This is a genomic window from Pseudidiomarina piscicola (assembly GCF_902806985.1).
Classification (GTDB): Bacteria; Pseudomonadota; Gammaproteobacteria; order Enterobacterales; family Alteromonadaceae; genus Pseudidiomarina; species Pseudidiomarina piscicola.
In genome coordinates this window covers 323,833-348,067 of the sequence record NZ_CADCXY010000002.1, presented here as the reverse complement: position 1 = coordinate 348,067, position 24,235 = coordinate 323,833, and the positions used below count along the sequence as shown (strand labels likewise).

Annotated in this window: 19 protein-coding genes; 12 read left to right on the top strand and 7 right to left on the bottom strand. The window is 48.5% G+C overall.

Features of this window, described 5'->3' with window-relative positions; translation table 11 throughout:
* Positions 1 to 14 precede the first annotated feature (14 nt).
* The 8 genes from PSI9734_RS06430 (at position 15) to PSI9734_RS06395 (ending at position 10,481) form a co-directional block, all read left to right on the top strand.
* On the top strand, positions 15 to 2,114 hold the full coding sequence (locus PSI9734_RS06430) for a GmrSD restriction endonuclease domain-containing protein (protein WP_173920288.1): 2,100 nt from the start codon (positions 15 to 17) through the stop codon (positions 2,112 to 2,114).
* A 458-nt stretch (positions 2,115 to 2,572) separates the two neighbouring features.
* Positions 2,573 to 3,163, top strand: a complete 591-nt coding sequence (locus tag PSI9734_RS06425; RefSeq protein ID WP_104417159.1) for a TetR/AcrR family transcriptional regulator — start codon at positions 2,573 to 2,575, stop codon at positions 3,161 to 3,163.
* A 26-nt stretch (positions 3,164 to 3,189) separates the two neighbouring features.
* Complete coding sequence (locus tag PSI9734_RS06420; RefSeq protein WP_104417158.1) at positions 3,190 to 4,329, top strand: efflux RND transporter periplasmic adaptor subunit; 1,140 nt, start codon at positions 3,190 to 3,192, stop codon at positions 4,327 to 4,329.
* Positions 4,329 to 7,376 carry an efflux RND transporter permease subunit gene (locus tag PSI9734_RS06415; RefSeq protein ID WP_173920287.1) on the top strand — a complete coding sequence of 1,016 codons (3,048 nt, stop codon included), beginning with the start codon at positions 4,329 to 4,331 and terminating at the stop codon, positions 7,374 to 7,376. Before PSI9734_RS06420 ends, PSI9734_RS06415 begins: the two co-directional genes overlap by 1 nt.
* Positions 7,377 to 7,386: 10 nt before the next feature.
* Complete coding sequence (locus PSI9734_RS06410; RefSeq protein WP_165794770.1) at positions 7,387 to 7,875, top strand: small multi-drug export protein; 489 nt, start codon at positions 7,387 to 7,389, stop codon at positions 7,873 to 7,875.
* Between the two features lie 311 nt (positions 7,876 to 8,186).
* Positions 8,187 to 8,384, top strand: coding sequence for a helix-turn-helix transcriptional regulator (locus PSI9734_RS06405; RefSeq protein ID WP_104417155.1), 198 nt, complete (start codon positions 8,187 to 8,189; stop codon positions 8,382 to 8,384).
* Positions 8,385 to 8,399: 15 nt separating this feature from the next.
* Positions 8,400 to 10,076 carry a DUF927 domain-containing protein gene (locus PSI9734_RS06400; RefSeq protein WP_106761119.1) on the top strand — a complete coding sequence of 559 codons (1,677 nt, stop codon included), beginning with the start codon at positions 8,400 to 8,402 and terminating at the stop codon, positions 10,074 to 10,076.
* Between the two features lie 60 nt (positions 10,077 to 10,136).
* Complete coding sequence (locus PSI9734_RS06395) at positions 10,137 to 10,481, top strand: helix-turn-helix transcriptional regulator (RefSeq protein ID WP_106761118.1); 345 nt, start codon at positions 10,137 to 10,139, stop codon at positions 10,479 to 10,481.
* Positions 10,482 to 10,526: 45 nt separating this feature from the next.
* Here the strand turns inward: PSI9734_RS06395 and PSI9734_RS06390 are convergent, their stop codons facing one another.
* From PSI9734_RS06390 to rpmH, 6 genes are all read right to left on the bottom strand, one after another.
* On the bottom strand, positions 10,527 to 11,717 hold the full coding sequence (locus tag PSI9734_RS06390; RefSeq protein ID WP_106761117.1) for a site-specific integrase: 1,191 nt from the start codon (positions 11,715 to 11,717) through the stop codon (positions 10,527 to 10,529).
* A 170-nt stretch (positions 11,718 to 11,887) separates the two neighbouring features.
* Positions 11,888 to 13,261 (bottom strand): tRNA uridine-5-carboxymethylaminomethyl(34) synthesis GTPase MnmE, encoded by a 1,374-nt coding sequence (gene mnmE / locus PSI9734_RS06385; RefSeq protein WP_173920286.1) that lies wholly within the window; start codon positions 13,259 to 13,261, stop codon positions 11,888 to 11,890.
* Positions 13,258 to 14,937, bottom strand: coding sequence for a membrane protein insertase YidC (gene yidC, locus PSI9734_RS06380; protein ID WP_173920285.1), 1,680 nt, complete (start codon positions 14,935 to 14,937; stop codon positions 13,258 to 13,260). The genes mnmE and yidC overlap by 4 nt, the downstream gene beginning before the upstream one ends.
* Positions 14,934 to 15,218 carry a membrane protein insertion efficiency factor YidD gene (gene yidD, locus PSI9734_RS06375; protein ID WP_173920284.1) on the bottom strand — a complete coding sequence of 95 codons (285 nt, stop codon included), beginning with the start codon at positions 15,216 to 15,218 and terminating at the stop codon, positions 14,934 to 14,936. The genes yidC and yidD overlap by 4 nt, the downstream gene beginning before the upstream one ends.
* Complete coding sequence (gene rnpA / locus PSI9734_RS06370; protein WP_173920283.1) at positions 15,149 to 15,544, bottom strand: ribonuclease P protein component; 396 nt, start codon at positions 15,542 to 15,544, stop codon at positions 15,149 to 15,151. The genes yidD and rnpA overlap by 70 nt, the downstream gene beginning before the upstream one ends.
* Positions 15,545 to 15,679 carry a 50S ribosomal protein L34 gene (gene rpmH, locus PSI9734_RS06365; RefSeq protein ID WP_173920282.1) on the bottom strand — a complete coding sequence of 45 codons (135 nt, stop codon included), beginning with the start codon at positions 15,677 to 15,679 and terminating at the stop codon, positions 15,545 to 15,547.
* A gap of 310 nt (positions 15,680 to 15,989) precedes the next feature.
* Here rpmH and dnaA point away from each other — a divergent pair, with 310 nt between their 5' ends.
* Genes dnaA through gyrB form a run of 4 tightly spaced genes read left to right on the top strand, consistent with a single transcriptional unit; the run spans position 15,990 to position 22,085 of the window.
* On the top strand, positions 15,990 to 17,381 hold the full coding sequence (gene dnaA / locus PSI9734_RS06360; RefSeq protein WP_173920281.1) for a chromosomal replication initiator protein DnaA: 1,392 nt from the start codon (positions 15,990 to 15,992) through the stop codon (positions 17,379 to 17,381).
* 58 nt (positions 17,382 to 17,439) lie between these two features.
* Positions 17,440 to 18,540, top strand: a complete 1,101-nt coding sequence (gene dnaN / locus PSI9734_RS06355) for a DNA polymerase III subunit beta (RefSeq protein ID WP_173920280.1) — start codon at positions 17,440 to 17,442, stop codon at positions 18,538 to 18,540.
* Between the two features lie 30 nt (positions 18,541 to 18,570).
* A complete protein-coding gene (gene recF / locus PSI9734_RS06350) occupies positions 18,571 to 19,653 on the top strand; it encodes a DNA replication/repair protein RecF (protein ID WP_173920279.1) in 1,083 nt (360 codons plus the stop codon).
* Positions 19,654 to 19,664: 11 nt separating this feature from the next.
* Complete coding sequence (gyrB, locus tag PSI9734_RS06345; RefSeq protein ID WP_173920278.1) at positions 19,665 to 22,085, top strand: DNA topoisomerase (ATP-hydrolyzing) subunit B; 2,421 nt, start codon at positions 19,665 to 19,667, stop codon at positions 22,083 to 22,085.
* Positions 22,086 to 22,165: 80 nt separating this feature from the next.
* Here gyrB and glyS read toward each other — a convergent pair whose 3' ends face one another.
* Positions 22,166 to 24,232: a glycine--tRNA ligase subunit beta gene (gene glyS / locus PSI9734_RS06340; protein WP_173920277.1), complete on the bottom strand. Its 2,067-nt coding sequence runs from the start codon at positions 24,230 to 24,232 to the stop codon at positions 22,166 to 22,168.
* Positions 24,233 to 24,235 lie beyond the last annotated feature (3 nt).

The following is a 24,235-nucleotide window of genomic DNA, read 5'->3' as shown; positions in this document are numbered from 1 at the left end:
GGATAACGTCCGTTATGAAAGCTACAGAAGCCAAGTTGCTCGACTTCCTGAAGAAGTCGCCACAATTTGTCATTCCGATTTACCAGAGAACGTATTCCTGGTCTGAACAGCAATGTCGCCAACTGTGGGACGACATTATGCGAGCCGGCACCAACGATGGTATATCAGCACATTTCATTGGCTCGGTGGTCTACATCGAGAAGGGGCTTTATCAGGTGTCCAGTCAATCACCATTGCTGGTCATTGATGGGCAACAGCGACTGACTACCACCATGCTGATTCTTGAGGCGCTATCTCGACACCTTGGGAACACAGAGACTCTGGAGGGGTTTTCGGCTAAGAAGCTGCGCAATTACTACCTGCTTAACCCGTTGGAAGACGGTGAGCGAGCTTACAAACTGCTATTGACCCAGACGGACAAAGAGAGCCTGCTGGCGTTGGTCACGCAGAAGCCGTTACCTGATGACGGTTCTCCTCGAATCCAAGAAAACTTCGAGTTCTTCAACAGCCAGATTGAGCGGCTAAACGGGGAACTGGAAACCCTCTGCCGGGGCCTTTCAAAGCTCATCATCGTTGATATTGCGCTGAGCCGAGACCAGGATAACCCGCAACTCATTTTTGAGAGCATGAATTCCACAGGAAAAGCTTTGAGCCAGGCTGACCTGATCCGGAACTATGTGCTGATGGGACTGGAGCCGGAGCATCAAACTCGGCTCTATCGCGACCACTGGCGTCCGATGGAGGTGGAATTCGGGCAAGAAGGCTATGGCGTTTACTTTGACAGCTTCATGCGTCACTACCTCACGGTTAAAACCGGGGAAATTCCACGGTTAGATGAAGTGTACGAGGCTTTCAAACAGCATTCACGTCGCGCCGAAGTTGCGAGTGCTGGTGTCGATTCATTGGTTGCCGAAATACATGCTTTCGCTCGGTATTTTTGTGCGATGGCATTGGGGAAAGAAACAGATAAACAGCTCGGAATGGCATTTAAAGATCTGCGTGAACTCAAAGTCGATGTGGCATATCCGTTTCTGTTGGAACTTTACCATGATTACCAACAGGACAATCTGTCCCAAGATGACTTTCATAGCGCTATTCGGCTGATCGAGGCTTATGTGTTCCGTCGTGCCGTTTGTGCCATCCCCACAAACTCGCTGAACAAGACCTTTGCGACCTTTCACAAATCATTGCAGAAGAACCGTTACCTGGAGAGCGTCAAGGCTCACCTGCTCGGTTTGAAGTCATACCGGCGTTTTCCGAATGACGAAGAGTTCAAAAGGGAACTGGCAGTACGCGATCTCTATAATTTCCGCAGCCGGAGTTACTGGTTACGCCGCCTGGAGAATTTCGAGCGCAAGGAGCGGGTTCCGGTCGACGAATACACGATTGAACACATCATGCCGCAGAATGAGAATCTGTCTGCTAGATGGAAGGATGAGCTAGGTCCGGAATGGAAGCGTGTGCATGAAACCTGGCTGCATACGCTGGGTAACCTGACTCTTACGGGCTACAACTCAGAGTACAGCGACCGAGCTTTCATCGAGAAGCGCGATATGCAGGGCGGATTCAAACAAAGCCCTCTACGGCTCAACGAGGGCCTGGGAGCTGTAGAAGCATGGAATGAGGACTCAATTAAGAATCGGGCCGCCAAGCTGGCCCAGGAAGCGGTGCGGGTTTGGGCGGCTCCGGTATTGCCGGACGAGATCCTCGATACCTACCGCAACGTGGCCGTCAAACCAGAAGCCTACAATCTTGAGGATCACCCTCAACTAGCAAACGGGACCCCAATGCGCGCTCTATTTGAGCAGCTCCGAAAGGAAGTCCAGGCGCTCGACCCGAGCGTCACTGAAGAAGTTCTCAAGCTCTATATAGCGTTCAAAGCCGAGACGAACTTTGTCGATGTGGTCCCGCAAAAGACCCGTTTGCGACTGTCTCTGAATATGCCGTTTCACGAGTTGAGCGATCCGAAAGGGATGGCTCGTGACGTGACCAACCTCGGACGTTGGGGAAATGGCGATGTAGAAGTAGGGTTAAGTGAGGAATCTGAGCTGGCCTATGTAATGGGGCTCATTCGACAGGCGTTCGAAAAGCAGATGGGGAACGATGCTGATTGAGCAGTGGGAACAGCGCCCCGGCAACTGGGGCGGAAAGTAGTGGCTGGACGATCACAATGAGCGAGAGTTCTCCAACAGCGGTCGGGGACTCTCCTGGAGGACTTTCCAATCGCTACACATACCTATCTGATTTGGATAACTTTGAGCCCATTCCATGCGCTCTAATAGGTCGCCTCTTGGAGATATGAGCAGCACATACGCTACTAATCTGGATAAGTTGTCGCCGGAATCCCAGTGCGTGGTTTTTCCAAATCAGGTGGAAACGACGTGCTCTCAGTCCAGTAACCTCCCTGCCAGCACTTCTCCCTCTCTTAAGAGCCTCGAAAAGGACTCTTTGCGCGATTGTTGGTGTAGATGTTTACTAATAGGGCTTGAATGGGGCTCTGAAAGGACCTTTATGGTTGACAATGCTACCGGTATATTATATAAATGATTATTCACTTAATTAAGGTGTGAAGATGTCGAATATTGGCCGTCCAATCAATTATGCTGCTCGTGAAGCGAAAATAGAGCGAATCATTAATGGTGCCATCCAGTGCTTCGTTAAGAAAGGCTTTCACGGGGCTGGAATCGCTGAGATTTCTCGAATGGCTGGCGTTAGTCAAGCTAGCCTCTACCAATATTTTTCCTCAAAAAATGAGTTGATCTTGGAAATCGCCAAGCGATATTTTTCAAGAGACATGGCTGCCCTCAAAAGAGTAGAAAGCGCCGACGACTTTCAAACAGCTCTGGAGAAAGAAGCGCACCTCACCGGTGACACGACCGGAACAATTATGTACTTAGAAATACTCGCGGAATCGTCTAGAAACCCCGAGATAAAGAAGATTGTACTTAATTCAAGCAAGGAGCTTTATGATGTTTCGTGCTCGATGTTTAAAAAGTCACAAGACACGGGCGTAATTAGTAATCACCTAACGCCTGAACAGATAACTCATTTTATTTTCGCATATATTGACGGAATATCCTGCCATATTGCAACGGCTGACGCCGAGTATTCGCCTGACATGTTAAGGCTGTTTATACAAACGCTTTTAAGACCTCGACCTTAGTATTTTCGTTTATAGGACTTCACAAATTGACATCGCTTATTTATATAAATGATCAGTTACATATTTATTATGCACGGGCTAATCGAGTTTTCGTATTAGGCATGCTTATTTGTACTTTACTGCTGTTACAGGGCTGTAGTGAAGAACCGACCCAAACTGCTACAGAAAACGTAAGAGCCGTATCGATTAACAGTGTGGCCGACGATGCTTATGTTAATAGCATTCGTTTTCCAGGAGTGACACAGACAGAAAACCGAAGCCAATTGTCTTTTGGTGTTGATGGTACAGTGAACGACGTTCTCTTCGATATTGGCGCGCAGCTCAACACCGGAGATGTGATGGCTGTTCTGGATCAGGAGCCCTATAGGCTTGCCCTTGAGAGCGCTCGCTCTGAAGCTGAGAAAGCGCGGGTTACATTTGAAGAAGCTAAAACAAATTATGAGCGACTCGTGCGGTTGCGTGAAAATAACTCTGTATCTGAACAGAATTTAGATGCTGCCAGATCGACATACGAAAACGCTCAATCGACGCTCCGTGATGCCCTGGCACAAATCAGGCTTGCAGAGCGAAACCTTTCTAAAACCGCTATCAAGGCACCCTATGATGGGGTCATTTCAAGTCGTAGTGTCGAACCCTTCGAAGAAGTCACTGCAAATCAAGTCGCTTTTACATTTGACGGCATGGAGAAGTTCATCGTTGACTCATCAATTCCCGGTGATCTGGCAGAGTATATATCAAATGACAAAGAACTAGAGATCACAGTGAACTATCGGGGGTCATATTTTAATGCCACCGTCGAGCATTTGGGTGAGCGAGCAAACGAGGGATTAAATTTCCCCGTTAGACTTCGTCTCGACACTTCCCGAGAAAAACGCCCTTTGCCAGGATTAGTGGTTAGCGTCAGTTATCGAATGCCCGACGGAGAAGGCGCGATATTTGTGCCTCACAGTGCTGTTGTTGCTGAGCCTACTGATGGGAATCCTTTTGTTTACCAGTACAACGAAAAAACCGGGAGAGTTAGTAAAGCAGGCATCCGTATTGTTAACGCTGAAGAAGGTGGCTACTGGATTAAAAGTGATCTTCAGAAAGGAGATTCGTATGTTGCTGCGGGTGCTGCCTTTATCAGTGAGGGTCAGAAGGTTCGACCGGCTGAGGAAGTACGATAATGTCTATTACTGCTTTTTCGATAAAAAACAGCCGACTTGTTTTATTTATTTTCATAATACTAACGATCACGGGTCTGGCATTATATCCGGATTACCCTTCTCGGGAGGAGCCCACCTTACCTATCAACCAAACCATCATAACGGCTTACCACCCAGCCTTAGATGTTTATGAGACAGAAGCCCTTATTGCACGACCAATTGAGCGAGCGTTGCGAGAATTAGAAGAAACGAAAAATATTACGACCTCAATAAGGGCAGGAGAAATTTATCTCTCTCTTGAAATAAAAGATGGTACGCCAAGTTATTCGCATGCGTGGCTTAGAGTCAGAGCGAGAATGCACGATGTACTTACTGAGTTGCCGGAGGGGGTATCAGGGCCATTCGTTAATGATAATTACGATGCGGTAGCCGTGATGACAGTAGCGCTAAGTGCAACGGATTATTCTTTTAGAGAGTTGAGGGACAAGGCAAATGAGCTTCGCAATTATCTTTATAGTATTCCAGGGATGGACAAAGTTACGTTGCACGGTGTTACCGATGAACAGATATCAATAGAACTTAAGCCGTTTGTGGCATCACAGTATGCGCTGAACCCTAATGACATCTTTTTACAACTGAGTAAGAGCAATTCTCTCGGGGAAGTAGCGCGTATCAATTTTGATACTCAGCAAAGCCGAATTTTTGTTGAGAGCAGTTATGACGAACTGGCTGAAGTTAAGGAAACCGTGATATCGCTACCAGACGGATCTATGCTTCCGTTGAAAAATATTGCCGATGTCACCAGGGTTCCGGCTAGACCTCTGAATAGTGCAGCATACCTTGATGGTGATCAGGCCATTGTTGTTGCTGGTTATATGGCGCCTGGGCTTAATATGGTGGATTTTAACAAGCAACTGCGCCGTAAGCTGGACGAATGGGGGAGTGAGCTACCGGTAGGTTACCAAATGAAAACCATCACTGATCAGGGGAAAGTCGTTGATCAAGTGATATCGAAAATGATTTCAACGCTGCTCGAAACTATTCTAGTGGTGACGATCGTCACTGTACTTGCCTTGGGTCTTCGTGCGGGATCTTTGGTGGCACTGGCTGTTCCTGTCACGGGTGTTATCACGTTAGTTTTTCTAAGAATTTTTGGCGTAGAACTCAACGAAGTAAGCATTGCGTCGTTCATCATTGCCTTAGGTATACTCGTTGACAATCCCATGGTCATTGTTGAAGACATCTCAAAAAGGGTAGCGCAAGGCGAGGAGAGAGAGTCGGCTGCTTTATCTGCGGGAAAGACTCTGGGGACGCCCATTCTTATTGCTAGTTTAACCGTGATATTGGCTTTTGCTCCCCCGGTGTTCACTGACAATATTACTGCTATTTATATGCAGACACTAACTATTGTCATTGGTGTGATGCTGCTTGTTTCATGGTTTGTCGCTACGATGTTAACACCAATCATGGCTAAATGGTTTATCAATCAATCGTCCAAGACCCGGGGGATCTCTGGCGGTAAACCTTCCTATGTAATGAACGTAATGTCTTCCTTTTGGGACAAGGTTATTTCGCGTCCGAAGTTGTTTCTAAGTGCTTCGGTTTTAAGTCTTGTAGTGGCATTGTTTGTGTCAAGCACCATCCCAGAGGCGTTCTTCCCGCCTTCAGAACGTTCTCAACTACAGATTTCTGTTGAGCTGCCAGCGAACACGCCAGCGGAACAAACGGCTGCTGTAGCTGAAGAGATGACTCAGTGGCTAAGTAATGATGATCGGTTCCCGGAAATTACAGGTGCAACAGCTTATGTAAGTGAAGGCGGACCGCGCTTTATCCTTGGTTTAAACCCTCCTGAACCAGCACCTCACTCGGCATATTTTGTTGTAAACGTCACCAAAGATACGCTTGTCAGCGAGTTTGTCGATAAACTAAGAGCAGAAATGCCTCCTGAGTATCCTTTTGCCGAACTCGAAATCAACCCGTTCTTTATGGGCTCCACGCCGCCAGGAGAGGCCGCTATTCGTCTTATTGGTAACAAGCAATCGAATATTCTAAAGGCTTCAGATGCTATTCAAGGAGCTCTCAACGAGGTAGAGCACACTATTAACGTAAAGCAAGATTGGGAACGTTCCGTTACGAACTTTCTGGTAAAGGTTGATCGTCCCGCAGCTCTATCCACAGGGGTGACTCGTGAGGATATCTTATTAGCACTCCGTGAACATAGTTTGGGAGAAAATGCCTCAGTACTTCGGGAGGGCGAGTATCAAATTCCAATCGTACTGAGCACGAATTTATCGGAGAATTTATCATTATCTCAATTGGAGAATATCCAAGTATTCCCCGAGTCCTCGTCTAAACCGGTATATCTATCTGATATAGCGATCATTGAAACCAGGCATGATCCGTCACTTATTAAGAAGCGCAACCTAACACCGACGGTCACGGTGACAGCATTGAATCCTTCAATGACATCAAAAGAATTAGTTAACTCCATATCAAACACTATTGATGAAGTAAAAGAGCAATTTGGCGTTCAAGTACAGTTTGGTGGTGAGATTGAAGAAAGTGAAGTTACAGCAGAAGCGATATTTGCTTTCTTACCATTGTGTATCTTAGCAATGATTATACTGTTTATTTATAAGTATAATTCGTTTAGAAAAGTGACAATTATCGTCTTGAGCGTACCTTTTTGTGCCATCGGCTTGCTGCTCGCGCTAGTTATCTTCCGTCTTCCTTTCGATTTTATGGCGAATCTGGCCATATTCGCCTTAATAGGGATTATTGTATCGAATGCTATGTTAATTATTGAGCAGGTCGATATTGAAAAAGAATCGGGGAAATCTGAGCTCGATTCCCTTAAATCGGCTTTGATGGAACGATTTCGTCCAATTATGTTAACCCAAATAACAACGATACTTGGACTTCTTCCGTTACTCATAGCGAATGATCCCTTATGGAGATCGTTTAATGTTGTAATTATGGGCGGACTTATCTCGGGAACCGTGGCATCTTTTATCGTTGTTCCAAGCCTGTATGTACTGTTTTTTAATAAAAAGAGCGCGAACGCGTAGGAACTTTTTCATGAATGAGTTGATGCTTTATGTAAGTGTATTTGTTGGGGCCGCGATTCCGGTTCTGGAAGTGTGGATTGCCGTACCTTTAGGAGTAGTGGCCGGTTTGCCGTGGTTCCCCGCAGCTATGGTTGGCTTTATCGGCAACCTTGTATCTTTACTACCGATTATCTACGCCAGTGAAAAAGTAACTGCTTTTGTCCGCCGTTGGCTAAAAAAATCTGAAACTGATGATATAGCTGAATCCGTACCTGAACGTAAAGACAGAAAACACCGAATTCTTGAAAAGTTCGGTGTTCCTGGCTTAGCTTTTCTTGGTCCTTTTCTTATTGGGGTCCATGCTGCGGCCGCATTTGCTATGGCAATGGGAGCTACAAAACGAAGTGTACTATTTTGGTTTACCTTGTCATTGATTTTTTGTTCGTTGCTCTTCGGCTTTCTAGCGGGAATAGGCATTACCGAAGTGTCAGATGGTAAACAGCTACCATTTTCAGGTTAGTGGCTGATGTAGAAAGTGGTTATCAGTTTCAGTGCATCAAAAAATGCAGCTGATAACGAGCACTGACTTTCACATGTGAAAGACACATAGCTAATTTGATCATAAAATGCGCAAAACCCACTCGCGCAAGCCATAAATTTCCAGTAATGACTTGTTTTTTTTAATTTATTTTGATTTTTATCTATTAATTATCAACAAGTTATCATCCACCCTCGCCTTTGTGCCCTTTAAGGGCAATTCCACGGTTCTCCCCCAAGACGAATATTTCCGATGATTACCCCCGATTGATTCACAAAAAATCAGGAGTAGTCATGAAGAAACAGATAACCACCTCAAAAGAGTGTTTGCTGACCTATGAGGAAGTTTGCACTGTTTTGAAAATGTCACAGGCAACTTTACGGCGCTACGTAAAGCAAGGCCGGTTTCCGGCACCAGTGAAGCCAAATCCCAATGGCCGAGCCGTTCGCTTTCGCTACCAGGATGTAAAAGCGTGGCTGGACAAGCTGTGAGAGGGGCTGCGTGATATGCAATACAAACTGCAAGATGACGGGCTCTATGCCTTATCAGGGGACCATTGGCAGCGTGTCGGTGGCTGGATTCAGGTAATGGCTCGCACCAGGCTAACTGACAAACGGCACGGGCACGGAGCGTTGCTGGAATGGCAGAATTTCGATGGTGTGAAGTTACGCGAGGTCGTGTATGCGCGAGATCTCAACAGTGACAATGCCCGGCAGGTACGGGATATGCTGGTTGATACCGGTTATCCACTGACACCCGGGCAGGCGAGCTGGAGCCGGCTTCAGCACTATCTGTTGGAACAGATGGCTCTGGCCGAACCGGCGACAGTGGTTAATCGAACGGGTTGGCACGGTGGAGTATTTGCCACCAGTAACTGGACGATCGGCTCAGCTGAAGAACCGTACCATTTCGTAGGCCAATTATCAGGCTCTCCGACGTTAGAGGAGTCTGGAAGTCTCAGCGACTGGCAGACTTATGTCGGGCAGCTATGCCGAGGCAACCCGTTAGCAATATTCAGTATTGGAACGGCGCTGGCTGCGCCGTTGATTGCGTCGGCTGGGATGGAAAATGGCGCCATCCACTTGGTTGGAGCATCGTCGACCGGAAAGACGACGCTGTTGCAGTTGGCGGCTAGCGTGTATGGGGGAAACCGCTATGTTCGCAGTTGGATCTCAACCAGTAACGGGTTAGCGGCAGTCTCATCAGAGCACAACGACATGTTGTTGCCGTTGGATGAAATCGGCATGGCTCGCCCAGAAGACATCGATACGGCGATCTATCAGATCATGAACGGATCAGGAAAATTACGGGCTAACGTCTCCGGCGAGCTGGCTGCAACCTCCCATTGGCGAACGCTGGTGTTGAGTAGCGGCGAAGTCTGGATTGCAGAGCTGCTTCAGCAGATAGGTAAACCGTTACGCGCAGGCCAGCAGATTCGACTGGTGGAGCTCCCGGTGTTTGGAACCTATGGTGCGTTCGACGAATTGCATGGTCACAAGCATCCTCAACAATTTGTGGACGAGCTGAAATCGTCTTGTCAGCGCTACCACGGCTCTGTCATTCGGGAGTGGGTGTCGTTGCTGACCGAACGTCACACTGAGCTCAGTCAGTATCTAAATCATGAGGTTGGTCGTCTGAGCGGTGCTTGGGCAAACGATCAGATGGCATCCCAGGTGCAACGTGTCATCCGGCGTTTTGCCTTGATTGGTTCAGCACTTTGTCTCGGTAGCAGGAATTTCATTCTCCCGTGGAGCGAGGAAGAGTCCTTGGCAGCCGTCCACCGAACCTTGAAAGCTTGGCTGGATAATAGAGGCCACTCCAGAAATTCCGAGGAATTCCGGCTTCTCAAAGCGCTGGAGCGGGCCATGAAAGTCTGGGAGCGCAGTCTCAGTGATATTGAACAAGCGAGTGCCCAGGGCGGAGCGGGTTTTCGACGCTCACACGAGGGGCGCGAGTTGTGGTTGATCTATAAATCGCACTTCCTAAAGCGGCTCGGGCTGCCGACCCATTACATGAGGGAAGTGGAGGTGCTGTTACAGCGTGACTGCCTGGTGAGCAATGAGCGCTCCCGGGGGACCTACAAAACCAGGGTCAATGGAGATTTGCAGCGGTTTTTCGCGCTCAGGCCTGACCAAGTTAGGCGGCAACTTGAAGAACTGGAGAGGATTGAACATGAGGACTGACACGGTGTTCCCAATTTCCCAGTTTTCCCACTTTGGTTATGGCGGTGTAGGGGTAGAGCGATGACAGAAAAAGAAATGCTGCAACGGGTGTTGCAGGACATGATGGTTCTCAAAAAAATCATTTTAGACCATATCGGTGGCAGCAAGGCTCCGGAGGTCGACAAGGAGATCATGAGCCTTGAAGACTGTGCGGAATACACGGGGCTGAAGAAAAGCACGCTGTACCAGTTAACCTCTCAAAAGAAGATCCCTCACTTCAAGCCAAATGGTCACAGGATTTTCTTTCGCCGTGCAGATATCCTGAAATGGCTCCAGTCCAACCGGATCGCGACGGCGGAAGAGATCGAACGGTCGGCAGCTCAGCATCTGGTGAGTCACCGAAGGCCAGGACGACGGAGTGTTTGATGTGGGACAAGTGTAAAGAGGGGCTTTGAAAGCCCCTCTCGTCACTTAGGCTGCACATTCCCCAACCTCGTCCAGTGTCTCCTCAAATATGTCAGGAAAACTCCTCATGGCCTCTGTACGGCGAGTTTCGAGTATGTCGGCGTAGATCTCTGTGGTTCTTAGTTCGCTGTGGCCCAGAAGCCGGGACAACGAGTAGATATCCACACCCCTGGCCAGTTGATTGACCGCAAAGGTGTGCCGTCCAGCATGGAAAGTCACACTCTTGGTGATACCCGCTCGCATGACCCATTGCGCCAATGCAACGTTGGTGTAGGAGTCATACTTCAGACCTTTGAATACGCGATCACCCGGATTGCCGCGATTCTCCAGGTTTAGCAATCTCACAGCCGAGTCTGGAAGATCCAGGTATTGCAGTGAGTTCCCGGCGTTCACAAGCTTCTTTTGCCGAAAAATGATGCGGTAGTGGCCATCCGCGAATTCCTCTATCTCACCCCAGACCAGCTTGTGGATATCTGACCAGCGAAGGCCGGTAGTGCAGGAAAACAGGAAAGCCCGCCTCAGCACGTCATACCGGCACTCGGCTTTGGTCAGAGCCCGGACCTCTTCGAGGGTCAAATACGTTCGTTTGGTGTTCTCCGGTTTGATGGACTTGACCTGTTGAACCGGGTTGTCGCGGACAATGCCATCCCGATAGGCCTGGTTGAGCGCTGCCCGAACCTTGTTGAAGTAACTGCTGGTCGTGTTCTTGGCCAGTTTGGTTCCAGATTTGGTGGTGGCTTCATGCTGAAGGTAGTGCCGGAACCCCTCCAGGAATCGCTTATCGACTTGTTCAAAGGTCAGTTCAGACAAGCCATGGTAGCGATGCAGGTGATGACGGGTGGAGATCCAGATCGAATGATTGGATTTGCTCCCGGAAGCCTTCTCGTCGGTCAACTGGTCGAAGTAATCGAAGAAGCTGGCCGAAAGCTTGGTCCGATCATCCAATCCATGTCGTGACGACTCGATTTCCAACAGCCGCTTTGCCCTGATGGCCTCAGCCTTCTGATTCACCGTCTTGTTGTGCTCACGCTCCGCCGGAAGGCGGGGTTTGTCGTAGAGGAACAGGTTCAGGGGCTCATACGAGCGCTTCTGCGCCCGAGAACCGTTCTGGCCTGTCTTGGAACCGTGGTAGTAGACCAGTCGCAAGGCACGGTGGCCGTTCTTGTCTGGTTCGCGTTTCTGGATAGTGATTTTCATGTTTTGCTCCTTTTGTGCTCCGAGTGCTCCGAAAACTTATACTCGGAGCACACACGGAGCAAGAGGGGGCAAAACGGATCAAATTGCCTGCAAAGAAATAGAATAAATTTCTTTATAAAACAACGTCTTATTTATATTTTATTGGATGCTTTTCGATCTTTTTGGCCGTTTCACTTCCCGATACAGAACGAACTAAAAATCTTGCCAAGCAGGTCATCTGAGGTGAATTCGCCAGTGATCTCGTTCAAGTGTTGCTGGGCTAAACGTAGCTCTTCGGCGAGTATTTCACCAGCAGCGTGCTGCTCTAGCGCATCCTGGCCGGTAAGTAAGTGCTCACGTGCTTTTTCCAGAGCCGCGAGGTGGCGACGCCGGGCCATGAAGCTGCCTTCGCTGGTGGCCTGATAGCCGACACAGTGTTTCAGGTGTTCACGCAGCAGTTCTACGCCATGCCCGGTTTTCGCTGAAAGGTGTAAAACGGGCACGCCGCCAATGTCTTCAAGCTCCACCGGTTCAGCATTTAAATCGACCTTGTTGCGGATCACCGTGTAGGGTAGCTCAGCAGGTAGTTGCTCGAAAAACTCAGGCCAAATTTCGGCCGGGTGCACGGCTTGGGTTTCGGTGGCATCGACCATAAACAAGACCCGGTCGGCAGCGCGAATTTCATCCCAGGCGCGCTGAATGCCAATCTTTTCGACTTCATCGGGACTTTCCCGCAGACCTGCGGTGTCGATGATATGCAGTGGCATACCGTCGATTTGGATATGTTCCCGCAACACGTCACGAGTGGTACCGGCGATTGCAGTAACAATGGCTGATTCGCGGCCAGCCAGAGCATTCAATAGGCTTGATTTGCCGGCGTTCGGTCGGCCCGCGATTACCACTTTCATGCCCTCACGCAATAACGAGCCTTGCTTCGCCTGCACCATCACCTGATGCATGTGGTCGAGAATGGCTTCGAGATCAGCGGTAACTTTACCGTCACTAAGGAAGTCAATTTCTTCTTCCGGAAAGTCGATTGCGGCTTCAACGTACATTCGTAGCGCAATAACAGCATCAACAAGCTGGTCGATTTCGTGCGAGAAACCGCCTTGTAAGCTCTGTAACGCGGCTTTGGCTGCTTGCTCCGAGTTGGTATCGATAAGATCAGCGATAGCCTCAGCTTGGGTTAAGTCAAGCTTATCGTTGAGGAACGCACGCTCACTGAATTCGCCAGGTCGTGCTGGGCGAATATCTGGTAAGTCGAGTACCGCTTTGATAATCATATCGATGAGTACAGGGCCACCATGGCCTTGCAACTCAAGTACGTCTTCACCAGTAAAAGAGTTGGGTCCCGGGAAGAATAAAGCGATGCCTTCGTCAAGCAGTTCGCCAGCCGGGGTTTTGAAAGGTAAATATTCTGCGGTACGTGGTTTTGGGCAATGCCCGAGCAGGGCCTCAGCCGTTTTTCGTGCTGCAGGGCCACTGATGCGAACAATACCAACCCCACCGCGTCCGGGTGGGGTTGCTTGTGCGACAATTGTATCGTTGCTTAATTCGAAGCTCATTTCTTCTTACGGCGGTCCATCATGCCTTTCTTTTCTAAGCCACGATAGATCCACTGCATCTGGCTAATGGTAATCAGGTTGTTACTTAACCAGTACAATACGAGTCCTGATGGGAACCACAAGAAGAAGACAGTGAAGATAACCGGCATATACTGCATGAGCTTTTGCTGCATTGGGTCGGTACCCGGAGCTGGCTGTAAACGCTGCATGAACCACATAGAGACACCCATCAGTAATGGCAGGATGTAGTACGGGTCTTTAGCTGATAAGTCTTCGATCCACAGGAACAGAGGCGCGTGACGTAGTTCGACACTTTCTAGTAGAACCCAATACAGCGACAAGAATATTGGAAGCTGTAACAACATCGGCAAGCAACCGCCGAGAGGGTTAACTTTCTCTTCTTTGTAGAGCTTCATCATTGCTTGCGACATTTTTTGGCGATCGTCGCCATGGCGCTCGCGCAAGGCTTTCATTTTCGGCTGTATCATCCGCATCTTCGCCATCGACACATATTGTGCCTTGGTTAGCGGGTAGAGCAGCGCCTTAATGATAACGGTGACGGCAATAATCGACAGTCCCCAGTTAATTAGGAAGCTTTGCAGGAATTGCAGCAATTTAAAGATTGGCTGTGCTAACCACCATAAGAAACCATAATCGACGGTTAGGTCGAGGTCTTCGGCAACAGCGGCCATGGCATCTTGGTCTTTAGGCCCAACAAACAGAGTTGCACGCAGTTCCGCTTGGCTATTAGGCGCGATGGTTGCGATTGGGTAGATCACACGCATCAACGCTTGGTTACTGCCTAGTACGCTGGAAGAAAATTGTTTTGTGCCTTCACTACGAGGAATCCATGCACTTACGAAGTAATGCTCGAGCATTCCAACCCAGCCGCTTTCCGTAGCAATACTTAGGGGTTTGTCGCGCATGTCGTCGAAGTCGTACTTCTCGTAACGGTCCTCATCCCATGAGTAGGCACCACCGCGATAGGTAGGCATCATCATGCTTCCGCCAGCTTCAGTGATGACCTGCTTAAGTTGTGCGTAAAACTGCACTTCTTTGTGTGCGGTAGATGCGTTGTTGATGGTGTAGATAACATCGACAGCATAAGATCCTTTGCTAAGTACAAAGGTCTTCGTGATGGTGGAGCCATCTTCTAAAGTGTAACTTAATGGTACCCGCAGGGTATCACCGGTCATGGTGTAGCTGTCGTGTTCCACATGGAACACTGGACGACCGGCTGAAGAGTCGGTGCCATCTTTACCAATAAGCCCCGACTGCGCAATATACAGCTCAGCATTATTGTCATGCAGGAGCTCGAAGCGCGCTTCAGAGTCTTGGGTACGGGCAAATTCACGTAACTGGGCGTTAACGACATCACCACCGCGTAGGGCGATTTGAAGGTCGAGAACATCAGTGGTGACGTTGACTTTGGCGCCTTGAATTGTCGACGCTGGGCTTGGCATTTCACCGGTCGCTGATGCGCTTGGTACAGCATCATCCGAATTCAGGTTTGGATTAGCTGCAGGAACACCGGCATCGCTAGACGGTTGAGAGGCTTGTGTCGGAGCTCGTGCCGACTTTTGAGTACCAGGTGCGGTATCAACGAGCCAGTTTTGATAGAGAAAGAAACTCACTACCAAAAATGCGATAAACAATATGGAGCGTGGCGAATTCATAAGTCCTTCGTCTCTTTTGTACTTTTGTTCGTTGTTTCCGATGCTTTTGCGTCTGGCACCGGGTCGAAGCCGCCCGGATGACCGGGATGACATTTACTAATGCGTTTACTGGCGAGCCAGAAGCCCCGTATCATACCATGCTTTTGTATAGCTTCGATGGCGTATTGCGAGCAAGTAGGTTGGAACCTACAACGCGGCCCAATCAGCGGGCTTATGAACCACTGGTAGAGTCGGATGCAGCCGATTGGTATTGCGCGCATCGCTTGCTTATAGTTCGCCATAAATAATCGAGCCGTTGTTGCAAAACATCACTGTCGAGATCGACGATGCCGCTTTTAGCAATGACGACAATGTCGAATGCCGGTATTTTATGCTGTTTTAGCCTAAAATTCTCGCGAATCTTGCGTTTGATTCGATTTCGATCAACAGCGAGTTTTGCACGCTTTTTCGATATCGTTACGCCTAGTCGAGGATGACCTAATGAATTGGGGGTAGCGAGCATGGTAAGCTCGGCCGTTACGGCTTTCACCGGGGGGGCATTAAAGACTTGCTGAAATTGAGCGGGAGTTAACAGACGTAACTCCCGACCATAGGAATACTGCTTCAATTACGCAGACAGGACTTTGCGGCCCTTGGCACGACGACGAGCCAAAATCTGGCGGCCGTTTTTAGTTGCCATACGAGCACGGAAACCGTGGCTACGCTTGCGCTTTAATACGCTTGGTTGAAATGTTCTTTTCATGACGTTACTTCCGTAATCGGGTTACCAAAAATTTAGAGCGCGAATTCTATCGATAAAAAGGATCAAAGTCAACGATAAAAGCTATCCACAAAGTAGAAAAAAGAATGATTATTATTGTGGATAACCTTCCTGTTGTTGGTCGCATTATTTACCTTTCAGGCTAGCGATTTTACTACTACTTGAGTACAATCGAGAGATTCTAATTATACAATATTTAGCGTTCGATTTTCGGGTCTTTGGTGACAAACTGGTGCATAAGTGGGGCACCAGCGAGGATCGTCGCAATTAAGTGACTAGCAGGGAGTCGAGTGTGAATAAATCGCTGTGGGAGCATTGCACTGAACGCCTACAAAGCGAGCTGTCGACGCAACATTTCAATACGTGGATCCGTCCACTTCAAGCTGACCAAGCTGATGAAACGCTGACACTCTATGCGCCAAACATGTATGTGGTCGACTGGGTCAAAGATAAGTACCTTCATCTAATTACCGACTATTTAGGCGATGCAGCAAAAGAGAAAGGTGGCGAAGCCCCAAATGTGTCTTTTGCGGTAGGCGGTATTGAGCAAAAATCAAACGGCAGCGCACCAGCACAAAAGAAAGTGGAACCTCGTCGCGCTGCGGTCGAGCGGCCTACACGCCGTCAGAGTCCGTGGGATGAAGCAACACCTGCCCCAGCATTCGAGTGTAATATCCATCCTGAGTATACGTTTGATAATTTTGTTGAAGGTAAGTCCAACCAACTTGCGCGAGCTGCCGCCTCGCAAGTCGCAGAAAACCCTGGTGGGGTTTATAACCCGCTGTTTGTCTACGGCGGCACGGGCTTAGGTAAAACACACTTATTGCATGCCGTCGGTAATGAGATCATGGCGCGTAAAAAGGGTGCGAAAGTGTTTTACATGCGCGCCGAGCGCTTTGTACAAGATATGGTTAACGCCTTGAAAAATAACTCAATTAATGAGTTTAAGCGTTATTACAGATCGGTAGATGCGTTATTGATCGATGACATCCACTTTTTTGCCGACAAGAAAGGTACACAAGAAGAGTTTTTCCATACCTTCAATGCCTTACTCGAAGGCAATCAGCAAATTATTATGACCAGTGACCTTTACCCTAAAGAAATCAAAGGCGTAGAGGATCGGCTGAGATCCCGTTTTGGCTGGGGCTTAACGATTGCGATTGAGCCACCTGAGCTAGAGACGCGCGTCGCGATTTTAATTCGTAAAGCTCAGGAACGCGGCATAAGCTTGCCCCATGAAGTCGCATTTTTTATTGCGAAACGATTACGCTCAAACGTACGAGAGCTGGAGGGGGCTCTTAACCGTTTAGCGGCAAATGTAAACTTGACCGGTCGACAGATCACCATTGATTTCGTCAGAGAAGCACTGCGCGACTTGATAGCGGCACAAGAAAAGCTGGTGACGATTGAAAATATCCAGAAGACCGTGGCGGAATATTACAATATTAAGGTTGCCGATTTGCTGTCAAAGCGTCGTAGCCGCTCGGTCACCCGTCCTCGCCAACTGGCCATGGCTTTGGCAAAAGAGTTAACCAACCATAGCTTGCCAGAGATTGGCGATGCCTTCGGTGGGCGTGATCACACCACGGTTTTACATGCGTGTCGAAAAATTCAAGAATTAAAAGACGCACAACATGATATAAAAGAAGACTACAGAAACTTAATCCGCACGTTATCAGCCTAAAACAGGTGGTAGTAGTAGGGCCGGTGCTGCAGGGACATGAATACAGGGGAATAACGGGATGAAATTTACCATTAATCGCGATGCTTTTCTAAAGCCGCTGCAAGTGGTCAGTGGTGCAGTAGAACGACGCCATACAATACCGATTCTATCTAATGTGTTAATACAGGTTGCGCCTGATCACGTTCGCTTAACGGGGACAGATCTCGAAGTCGAACTGGTCTCGGTTTGTGAAATAGAAGGCGGTGAAGAAGGGCAGTTGACTGTACCAGCTAAAAAGTTGGTCGATATCATTCGTAGCCTTCCTGATGGCGCTAGTGTGGAAGTCAGTGCTAGTGGCGAAAAAGCGACGATTCGCTCAGGCCGTAGTAAATTTACCCTAGCCACTCTTCCAGCAGAAGACTTCCCGAATATCGATGACTGGGACAGTGATATACAACTAGTCACTTCACAAGGCGTATTGCGCGACTTAATGGAACGCACGCACTTTTCTATGGCGAACCAAGACGTACGTTATTACCTTAACGGCATGCTATTCGAAACCGATGCTAACACCCTGCGTACTGTCGCAACCGATGGACATCGTTTGGCGATGAGCGCTGTTGAAGTACCTCAGCCAAATTTAGCGGGGCGACAAGTGATTGTTCCGCGTAAGGGTATTACTGAGCTGATGCGACTGCTCGACGATGGTGATAATGAAGTTAAAGTCGCGGTTGGCGCCAACCACATCCGTGTGGAAACGAACGGAATGTCGTTTACCAGTAAACTAGTGGATGGACGCTTCCCTGATTATCGTCGCGTGCTGCCGCAAGGCGGGGATAAATTCGTTGTAGCAGACCGCAATGTGCTTAAGCAAGCGTGCGCGCGGGCGGCCATTTTATCGAATGAGAAGTATAGAGGCGTACGCGTCACCTTAAGTAACGGTGAAATGTGTTTAACTGCCAATAACCCTGAACAAGAGACCGCCGAAGAAGTGATCGAAGTGGACTATCAAGGCGACAGCTTAGAGATTGGCTTCAATGTTAGTTATCTGATTGATGTGTTGAACACGATTCACGGTGAGAAAATTAAGATGACGCTTTCAGGTCCCGATGCGAGTGGACTGATCGAAGATGACGAAGATGATTCTTCACTTTACGTTGTCATGCCGATGCGCCTTTAGGCAATAAGTTGGACTCTGTAGCAGCTACTTATGCATATTGATGCGCTGACGCTTACGGACTTTCGTAACTTTAAAGAAGCGAAGCTAAGCCCGGGGGCCGGAGTAAACTTATTCATTGGTGCGAACGGTAGCGGTAAAACGAGCTTGTTGGAGTCGATTTATTGTTTGGGCTCGGGCCGCTCGTTTCGACCAGGAACGCATCGGCAAGTGATTCGCCATGAACAGGCAAGCTTTACGATTTTTGCGCGCGGCCACGACGAGAACGAGGCAAAACACACCTTAGGTTTTCAACGAGATCGCGAGGGGTGGGTAAAAATAAGAGTCGATGGTGAACAAGTGAATCGCTTCGGTCAAATGGCGAAGCTTGTTCCGGTTCAATTGATGACGCCAGAAACCGTAGAGTTGGTGCTGGGCGGGCCGAAGTTAAGACGGCAATTTCTCGATTGGGGAGTGTTCCACGTGGAACATCGCTTTGGGGAAACTATCACAGGCTTTAATCATCTGTTGAAGCAGCGCAATAGCCTGTTGAAGCAGCGCAAGCAAACGAGCGAAGTAGCCTACTGGGACGCAAAGTTTTGCCAGTATGGAGAGCAAGTCGCGAGTGCTCGTTTGAGTTACTGGCAAGGGTTCGAGCCTGTTCTGCAAAAAAGGCTTAAACACTTTTTGCCCGACTATGAATTCTCTATCCGACTCAAACAGGGTTGGGATAGTGAGATGACATTGCAGGACGCAATGATAAAAAACAAGGCAGCCGAAGAGCGCTACGGTCATGCTATTGTTGGACCACACAAAGCTGAGTTGAAGATGCTCGCAAACGGGGAAGATGTAAAAAGTATACTTTCGCGAGGGCAGCTTAAACTTTTCGTGGCAGCGATAAGAGTGGTACAGGGAGAGTATCTATTCGCTAAAACAGGAGTACAATGTATCTATCTGGTAGATGACATTACAGCAGAGCTCGATGCTGACAGCCAACAAAAGTTTTGTGAGGCACTTGTCGCTACAAAAGCACAGTTATTCGTTTCAGCGATTAATAAGGGCGAATTGCCTGAACTCATTACAAACGCTGATACCAAAATGTTCCACGTGGAACATGGCACCGTCAAGGAACTATAGAGAAACTCGTTATGGCAGAAAATAATTACGATTCGTCCAGTATTAAAGTCCTTAAAGGGCTTGATGCAGTACGTAAACGTCCTGGAATGTACATTGGTGATACTGATGACGGAACAGGTTTGCACCATATGGTGTTCGAGGTCGTCGATAACTCAATTGACGAGGCGTTGGCTGGTCACTGTCAGGATATCGTCGTTACCATTCACTCAGACGGTTCAGTGTCAGTACGTGACGATGGACGCGGCATTCCTGTCGATCTTCACGAAGAAGAGGGCGTGTCAGCTGCTCAGGTTATTATGACCGTATTGCACGCTGGTGGTAAGTTTGATGATAACTCTTATAAAGTCTCTGGCGGTTTGCACGGTGTTGGTGTGTCTGTTGTTAATGCGCTATCAGACACCTTGCAACTGACTATCCGTCGTCAGGGTAAAGTCTATGAGCAGTTTTATAAGTTAGGCGAGCCGGTTGAGCCACTGAAGGAAATTGGCGATACGGAAAAATCAGGCACAGAACTGCGTTTTTGGCCAAGCCCTACGGTGTTTGCTGATATTGAATTTCATTACGATATTTTAGCTAAACGCTTGCGTGAACTCTCATTCTTAAACTCTGGCGTATCGATTATCCTCCGCGATGAGCGTGACGAAAGAGAAGACCACTTCAAGTATGAAGGGGGTATCGCAGCCTTCGTTCAGTACTTGAACGATAAAAAGACTCCGATCCATCAGAACGTATTCCATTTCAGCCTTCAGCGTGACGACGGCATTGCAGTAGAAGTTTCAATGCAATGGAATGATTCGTTCCAAGAGAATATATACTGCTATACCAACAATATTCCGCAGCGAGACGGTGGTACCCACTTAGCTGGTTTCCGCGCGTCACTCACGCGTACGCTCAACTCTTACATGGAAAAAGAGGGGCTGAACAAAAAATATAAAACCAGCGCGACCGGCGATGACGCTCGTGAAGGTTTGACTGCTGTGGTATCAGTGAAAGTTCCCGATCCAAAATTCTCATCACAGACGAAAGAAAAACTTGTTTCGTCTGAAGTGAAAACCGCAGTCGAGCAATCGATGAACGAGCGGTTGTCGGACTTCTTATTAGAACAGCCAACCGAAGCGAAAATCATTGTCGGTAAAATAATTGATGCTGCGCGTGCCCGTGAAGCAGCTCGTAAAGCCCGTGAAATGACCCGCCGAAAAGGCGCCCTCGACCTAGCCGGCTTACCTGGTAAATTGGCCGACTGCCAAGAAAAAGACCCAGCACTGTCAGAACTCTACATAGTGGAGGGTGACTCTGCAGGTGGTTCTGCGAAGCAGGGCCGCAACAGAAAATTCCAAGCTATCTTGCCGCTTAAAGGTAAAATCTTGAACGTTGAGAAAGCTCGTTTCGACAAGATGCTGGCCTCTCAGGAAGTGGCAACGCTTATTACAGCATTAGGTTGTGGTATCGGTCGCGATGAATACGACCCAGATAAAACACGTTATCACCGAATTATTATCATGACGGATGCTGACGTCGACGGCTCGCATATTCGTACCTTGCTGTTGACCTTCTTTTATCGTCAAATGCCTGAGATGGTCGAGCGAGGCTACATTTACATTGCTCAGCCGCCTTTATACAAAGTGAAGAAAGGCAAGCAAGAGACCTATATTAAAGATGATCCAGGTCTCATTGCGTACCTCACAAGTATGGCGTTGGAAAATGCATCATTGCATGTCAACGCTGATGCGCCAGGGATTTCGGGAGAACACCTTGAAAACCTCGTGAATGACTATCAGCTGGCACAAAACTCAATTAAGACCCGTCTATCGCGTCGGATGCCTGAAACCTTCTTACAACGTCTTCTGTACGCGCCACGCTTAACAGAGGAATTGTTGAAAGACGAGTCTACGATGAAGGGTTGGATCGAAACTCTGCAAAATGACCTAACGACGCGTGAAGTTAACTCAGCGACCTATACCATGTCGCTGCAGCGTGACGACGAACGGAACTTGTATCTTCCGGTTGTTATCGTACGTCAGCATGGCATTGACACCAACTACCCGTTGAATTTCGAGTTCCTGATGTCGCGCGACTACGACCAACTGGTTAGTATTGGTGAGCAGATTCACGGACTGGTAGAAGCAGGTGGCTATGTTCGCCGTGGTGACAAAGAGCGCCCAGTGGAAGACTTTGTTGAAGCTGTCGAATGGCTGATTAATGAGTCGAAGCGTGGCGTTTATATCCAGCGCTACAAAGGTCTTGGTGAGATGAATCCTGAGCAACTCTGGGAAACTACCATGGACCCAGAAACACGTCGTATGCTTCGCGTGACCATTGAAGATGCGATTGCTGCGGATCAACTGTTTACGACGCTGATGGGTGACGATGTTGAGCCACGCCGCGACTTCATTGAAACCAATGCACTTAAGGTTGCAAACCTAGACGTGTAACAAGCTTTGTATAGCTTAGCTTAGTTATAAAAAAAGGAGCCGAAAGGCTCCTTTTTTATGCGCATGTGGTTATGACATGCTTAGTTCAATACAGAAATATCCGCGATTTGTAAGAAGAGTTCACGTAAACGCTGCAAGATTGCTTGACGATTTGTGCGTACAGCGGCATCGTCGGCATTCACCATAACGTTGTCAAAGAAGGCATCGACGGGCTTTTGTAATCCAGCTAACGCTTTTAGCGCGCCGGTGTAATTGCTGCTCTTTAACGCATCTTTCGCGCTTAGTTCCGCTTCTTCAAGTGCTTTAACCAAGGCAATTTCTTCATTGGCCGAAAGCAAGCCGCTATCGACCTTGCCTGTGATAGGCGCATCGAGCTTAGCGAGAATATTCGCAACGCGTTTATTCGCAGCCGCCAGTGCTTGTGCTTCCTCGAGTTCGCGGAAGACAGTAACGGCTCGAACACGCTTGTCGAAATCAACGGGCGCAGTAGGGCGGCGCGCAAGTACCGCTTGAATTACATCAACACTAACGCCTTGTTCTTGGTACCAAGGGCGGAAGCGACCCAATAAGAATTCGACGACATCGGTGGTGACTGTTTCGCTTGTTAGTACGTCGCCGAAACTTTCCCGTGAGATATCTACGAGCACGTTTAAATCAAGCGGTAGGTCTTTTTCTACGATGATTCTTAGCAGGCCAATGGCAGAACGGCGTAGGGCAAAGGGGTCTCGGTCGCCCTTAGGCACTTGACCGATACCAAAGATGCCTACTAATGAGTCTAATTTGTCCGCTAAAGCGACGGCACAGCCAGCAATCGATTGAGGTAAGGCATCACCACTGTAGCGCGGTAAATAGTGCTCATAAATGGCTTCTGGAACTCCTGATGGTTCATTATCATTACGTGCATAGTACATACCCATAACGCCTTGCGTTTCAGGAAATTCCAGCACCATCTGTGAGACCAAGTCGGCTTTACAAAGCGAGCCGGCACGTTCAGCGATATCTTGGTTGCTGCCAAGAAGTTCGGCGATGCGCCGTGCGACTTGAGCGATGCGATCTGATTTGTCTTTGATACTACCTAATTGCTTCTGAAAAAGAACACTGGCTAAGCCATCAACGCGCGCAGCCAAAGGTGTCTTTTTATCGGCTTCATAAAAGAACTGCGCGTCGGCAAGGCGAGGGCGGATAACGCGCTCGTTTCCAAGAATGATTTGTTGCGGATCTTTACTTTCGATATTGGTAATAAAAACAAACTGAGGTAACAGGTTACCGTCGTTATCTTCCAAAGGAAAATAACGTTGGTCGTCTTTCATCGTCACAATCAGCGGTTCTTTGGGTACCTCTAAGAACTGTTTATCGAAGCTTGCGGTTAAAGCTACCGGCCACTCAACCAGCGCTGTCACTTCGTCAATGAGCTCTTGATCGCTGGTCACGCGTCCGCCGGCTTGCTTGGCTTGTTCGGCTATGCCGCTTTCGATCAGGGCTCGACGCTTGTCAAAGTCAGCGATAACCCATGCTGCTTCCAGAGTGCGTTCGTAGTCATCAGCATTGCTTAGTTGTGTGCCTTGGGGACAATGGAAGCGATGGCCTAACAAGTGGTTATTTGAAGCAATGCCAAGTACGTCACCTGGTACAAGCTCATCGCCGTACATTAGGGTGACGGTATGGACCGGACGAATAAAGTACGCATCGCCGTTGCCCCAGCGCATCGGCTTAGCCACTGGCAGTTGCTCTAGTGCGCGCTGAACAAAGTCAGGTAGAAGGTCAGCCATGGCTTGACCTTTCACTTCGGCTTTATAAAGCAGCCACTCACCTTTATCAGTCTTTAGGCGGTCAGCCTCTTCGACAGAAATACCGTTGGAGCGCGCCCAACCAGCGGCCGCTTTAGTTGGGTTGCCGTCGGCATCAAAAGCGACGTCAACGGAGGGTCCGCGTTTCTCGACGATTTTGTCGGCCTGCTGGGCCGCAACCTTGGTGATTTTTACCGCTAAGCGTCGCGGAGTGGCAAAACTTTGCACATCGGTGAAGGCTAAGCTTGCGTCTGTAAGTTGCTTGCTCAAACCTTTGGCAAAGGCTTCGCTTAAAGTCTTTAATGACTTCGGTGGTAACTCTTCGGTACCGATTTCTACTAATAGGGTAGCTTCTTGCACGAC

What these genes read in the sequence shown, in the direction of transcription:
- PSI9734_RS06390 (WP_106761117.1), bottom strand. Translation starts at nt 11,717, where the DNA reads ATGAAAATCACTATCCAGAAACGCGAACCAGACAAGAACGGCCACCGT.
- PSI9734_RS06400 (WP_106761119.1), top strand. Translation starts at nt 8,400, where the DNA reads ATGCAATACAAACTGCAAGATGACGGGCTCTATGCCTTATCAGGGGAC.
- rpmH (WP_173920282.1), bottom strand. Translation starts at nt 15,679, where the DNA reads ATGAAAAGAACATTTCAACCAAGCGTATTAAAGCGCAAGCGTAGCCAC.
- recF (WP_173920279.1), top strand. Translation starts at nt 18,571, where the DNA reads ATGCATATTGATGCGCTGACGCTTACGGACTTTCGTAACTTTAAAGAA.
- mnmE (WP_173920286.1), bottom strand. Translation starts at nt 13,261, where the DNA reads ATGAGCTTCGAATTAAGCAACGATACAATTGTCGCACAAGCAACCCCA.
- gyrB (WP_173920278.1), top strand. Translation starts at nt 19,665, where the DNA reads ATGGCAGAAAATAATTACGATTCGTCCAGTATTAAAGTCCTTAAAGGG.
- PSI9734_RS06425 (WP_104417159.1), top strand. Translation starts at nt 2,573, where the DNA reads ATGTCGAATATTGGCCGTCCAATCAATTATGCTGCTCGTGAAGCGAAA.
- PSI9734_RS06430 (WP_173920288.1), top strand. Translation starts at nt 15, where the DNA reads ATGAAAGCTACAGAAGCCAAGTTGCTCGACTTCCTGAAGAAGTCGCCA.
- PSI9734_RS06410 (WP_165794770.1), top strand. Translation starts at nt 7,387, where the DNA reads ATGAATGAGTTGATGCTTTATGTAAGTGTATTTGTTGGGGCCGCGATT.
- PSI9734_RS06395 (WP_106761118.1), top strand. Translation starts at nt 10,137, where the DNA reads ATGACAGAAAAAGAAATGCTGCAACGGGTGTTGCAGGACATGATGGTT.
- yidC (WP_173920285.1), bottom strand. Translation starts at nt 14,937, where the DNA reads ATGAATTCGCCACGCTCCATATTGTTTATCGCATTTTTGGTAGTGAGT.
- dnaN (WP_173920280.1), top strand. Translation starts at nt 17,440, where the DNA reads ATGAAATTTACCATTAATCGCGATGCTTTTCTAAAGCCGCTGCAAGTG.
- yidD (WP_173920284.1), bottom strand. Translation starts at nt 15,218, where the DNA reads ATGGCGAACTATAAGCAAGCGATGCGCGCAATACCAATCGGCTGCATC.
- PSI9734_RS06405 (WP_104417155.1), top strand. Translation starts at nt 8,187, where the DNA reads ATGAAGAAACAGATAACCACCTCAAAAGAGTGTTTGCTGACCTATGAG.
- PSI9734_RS06415 (WP_173920287.1), top strand. Translation starts at nt 4,329, where the DNA reads ATGTCTATTACTGCTTTTTCGATAAAAAACAGCCGACTTGTTTTATTT.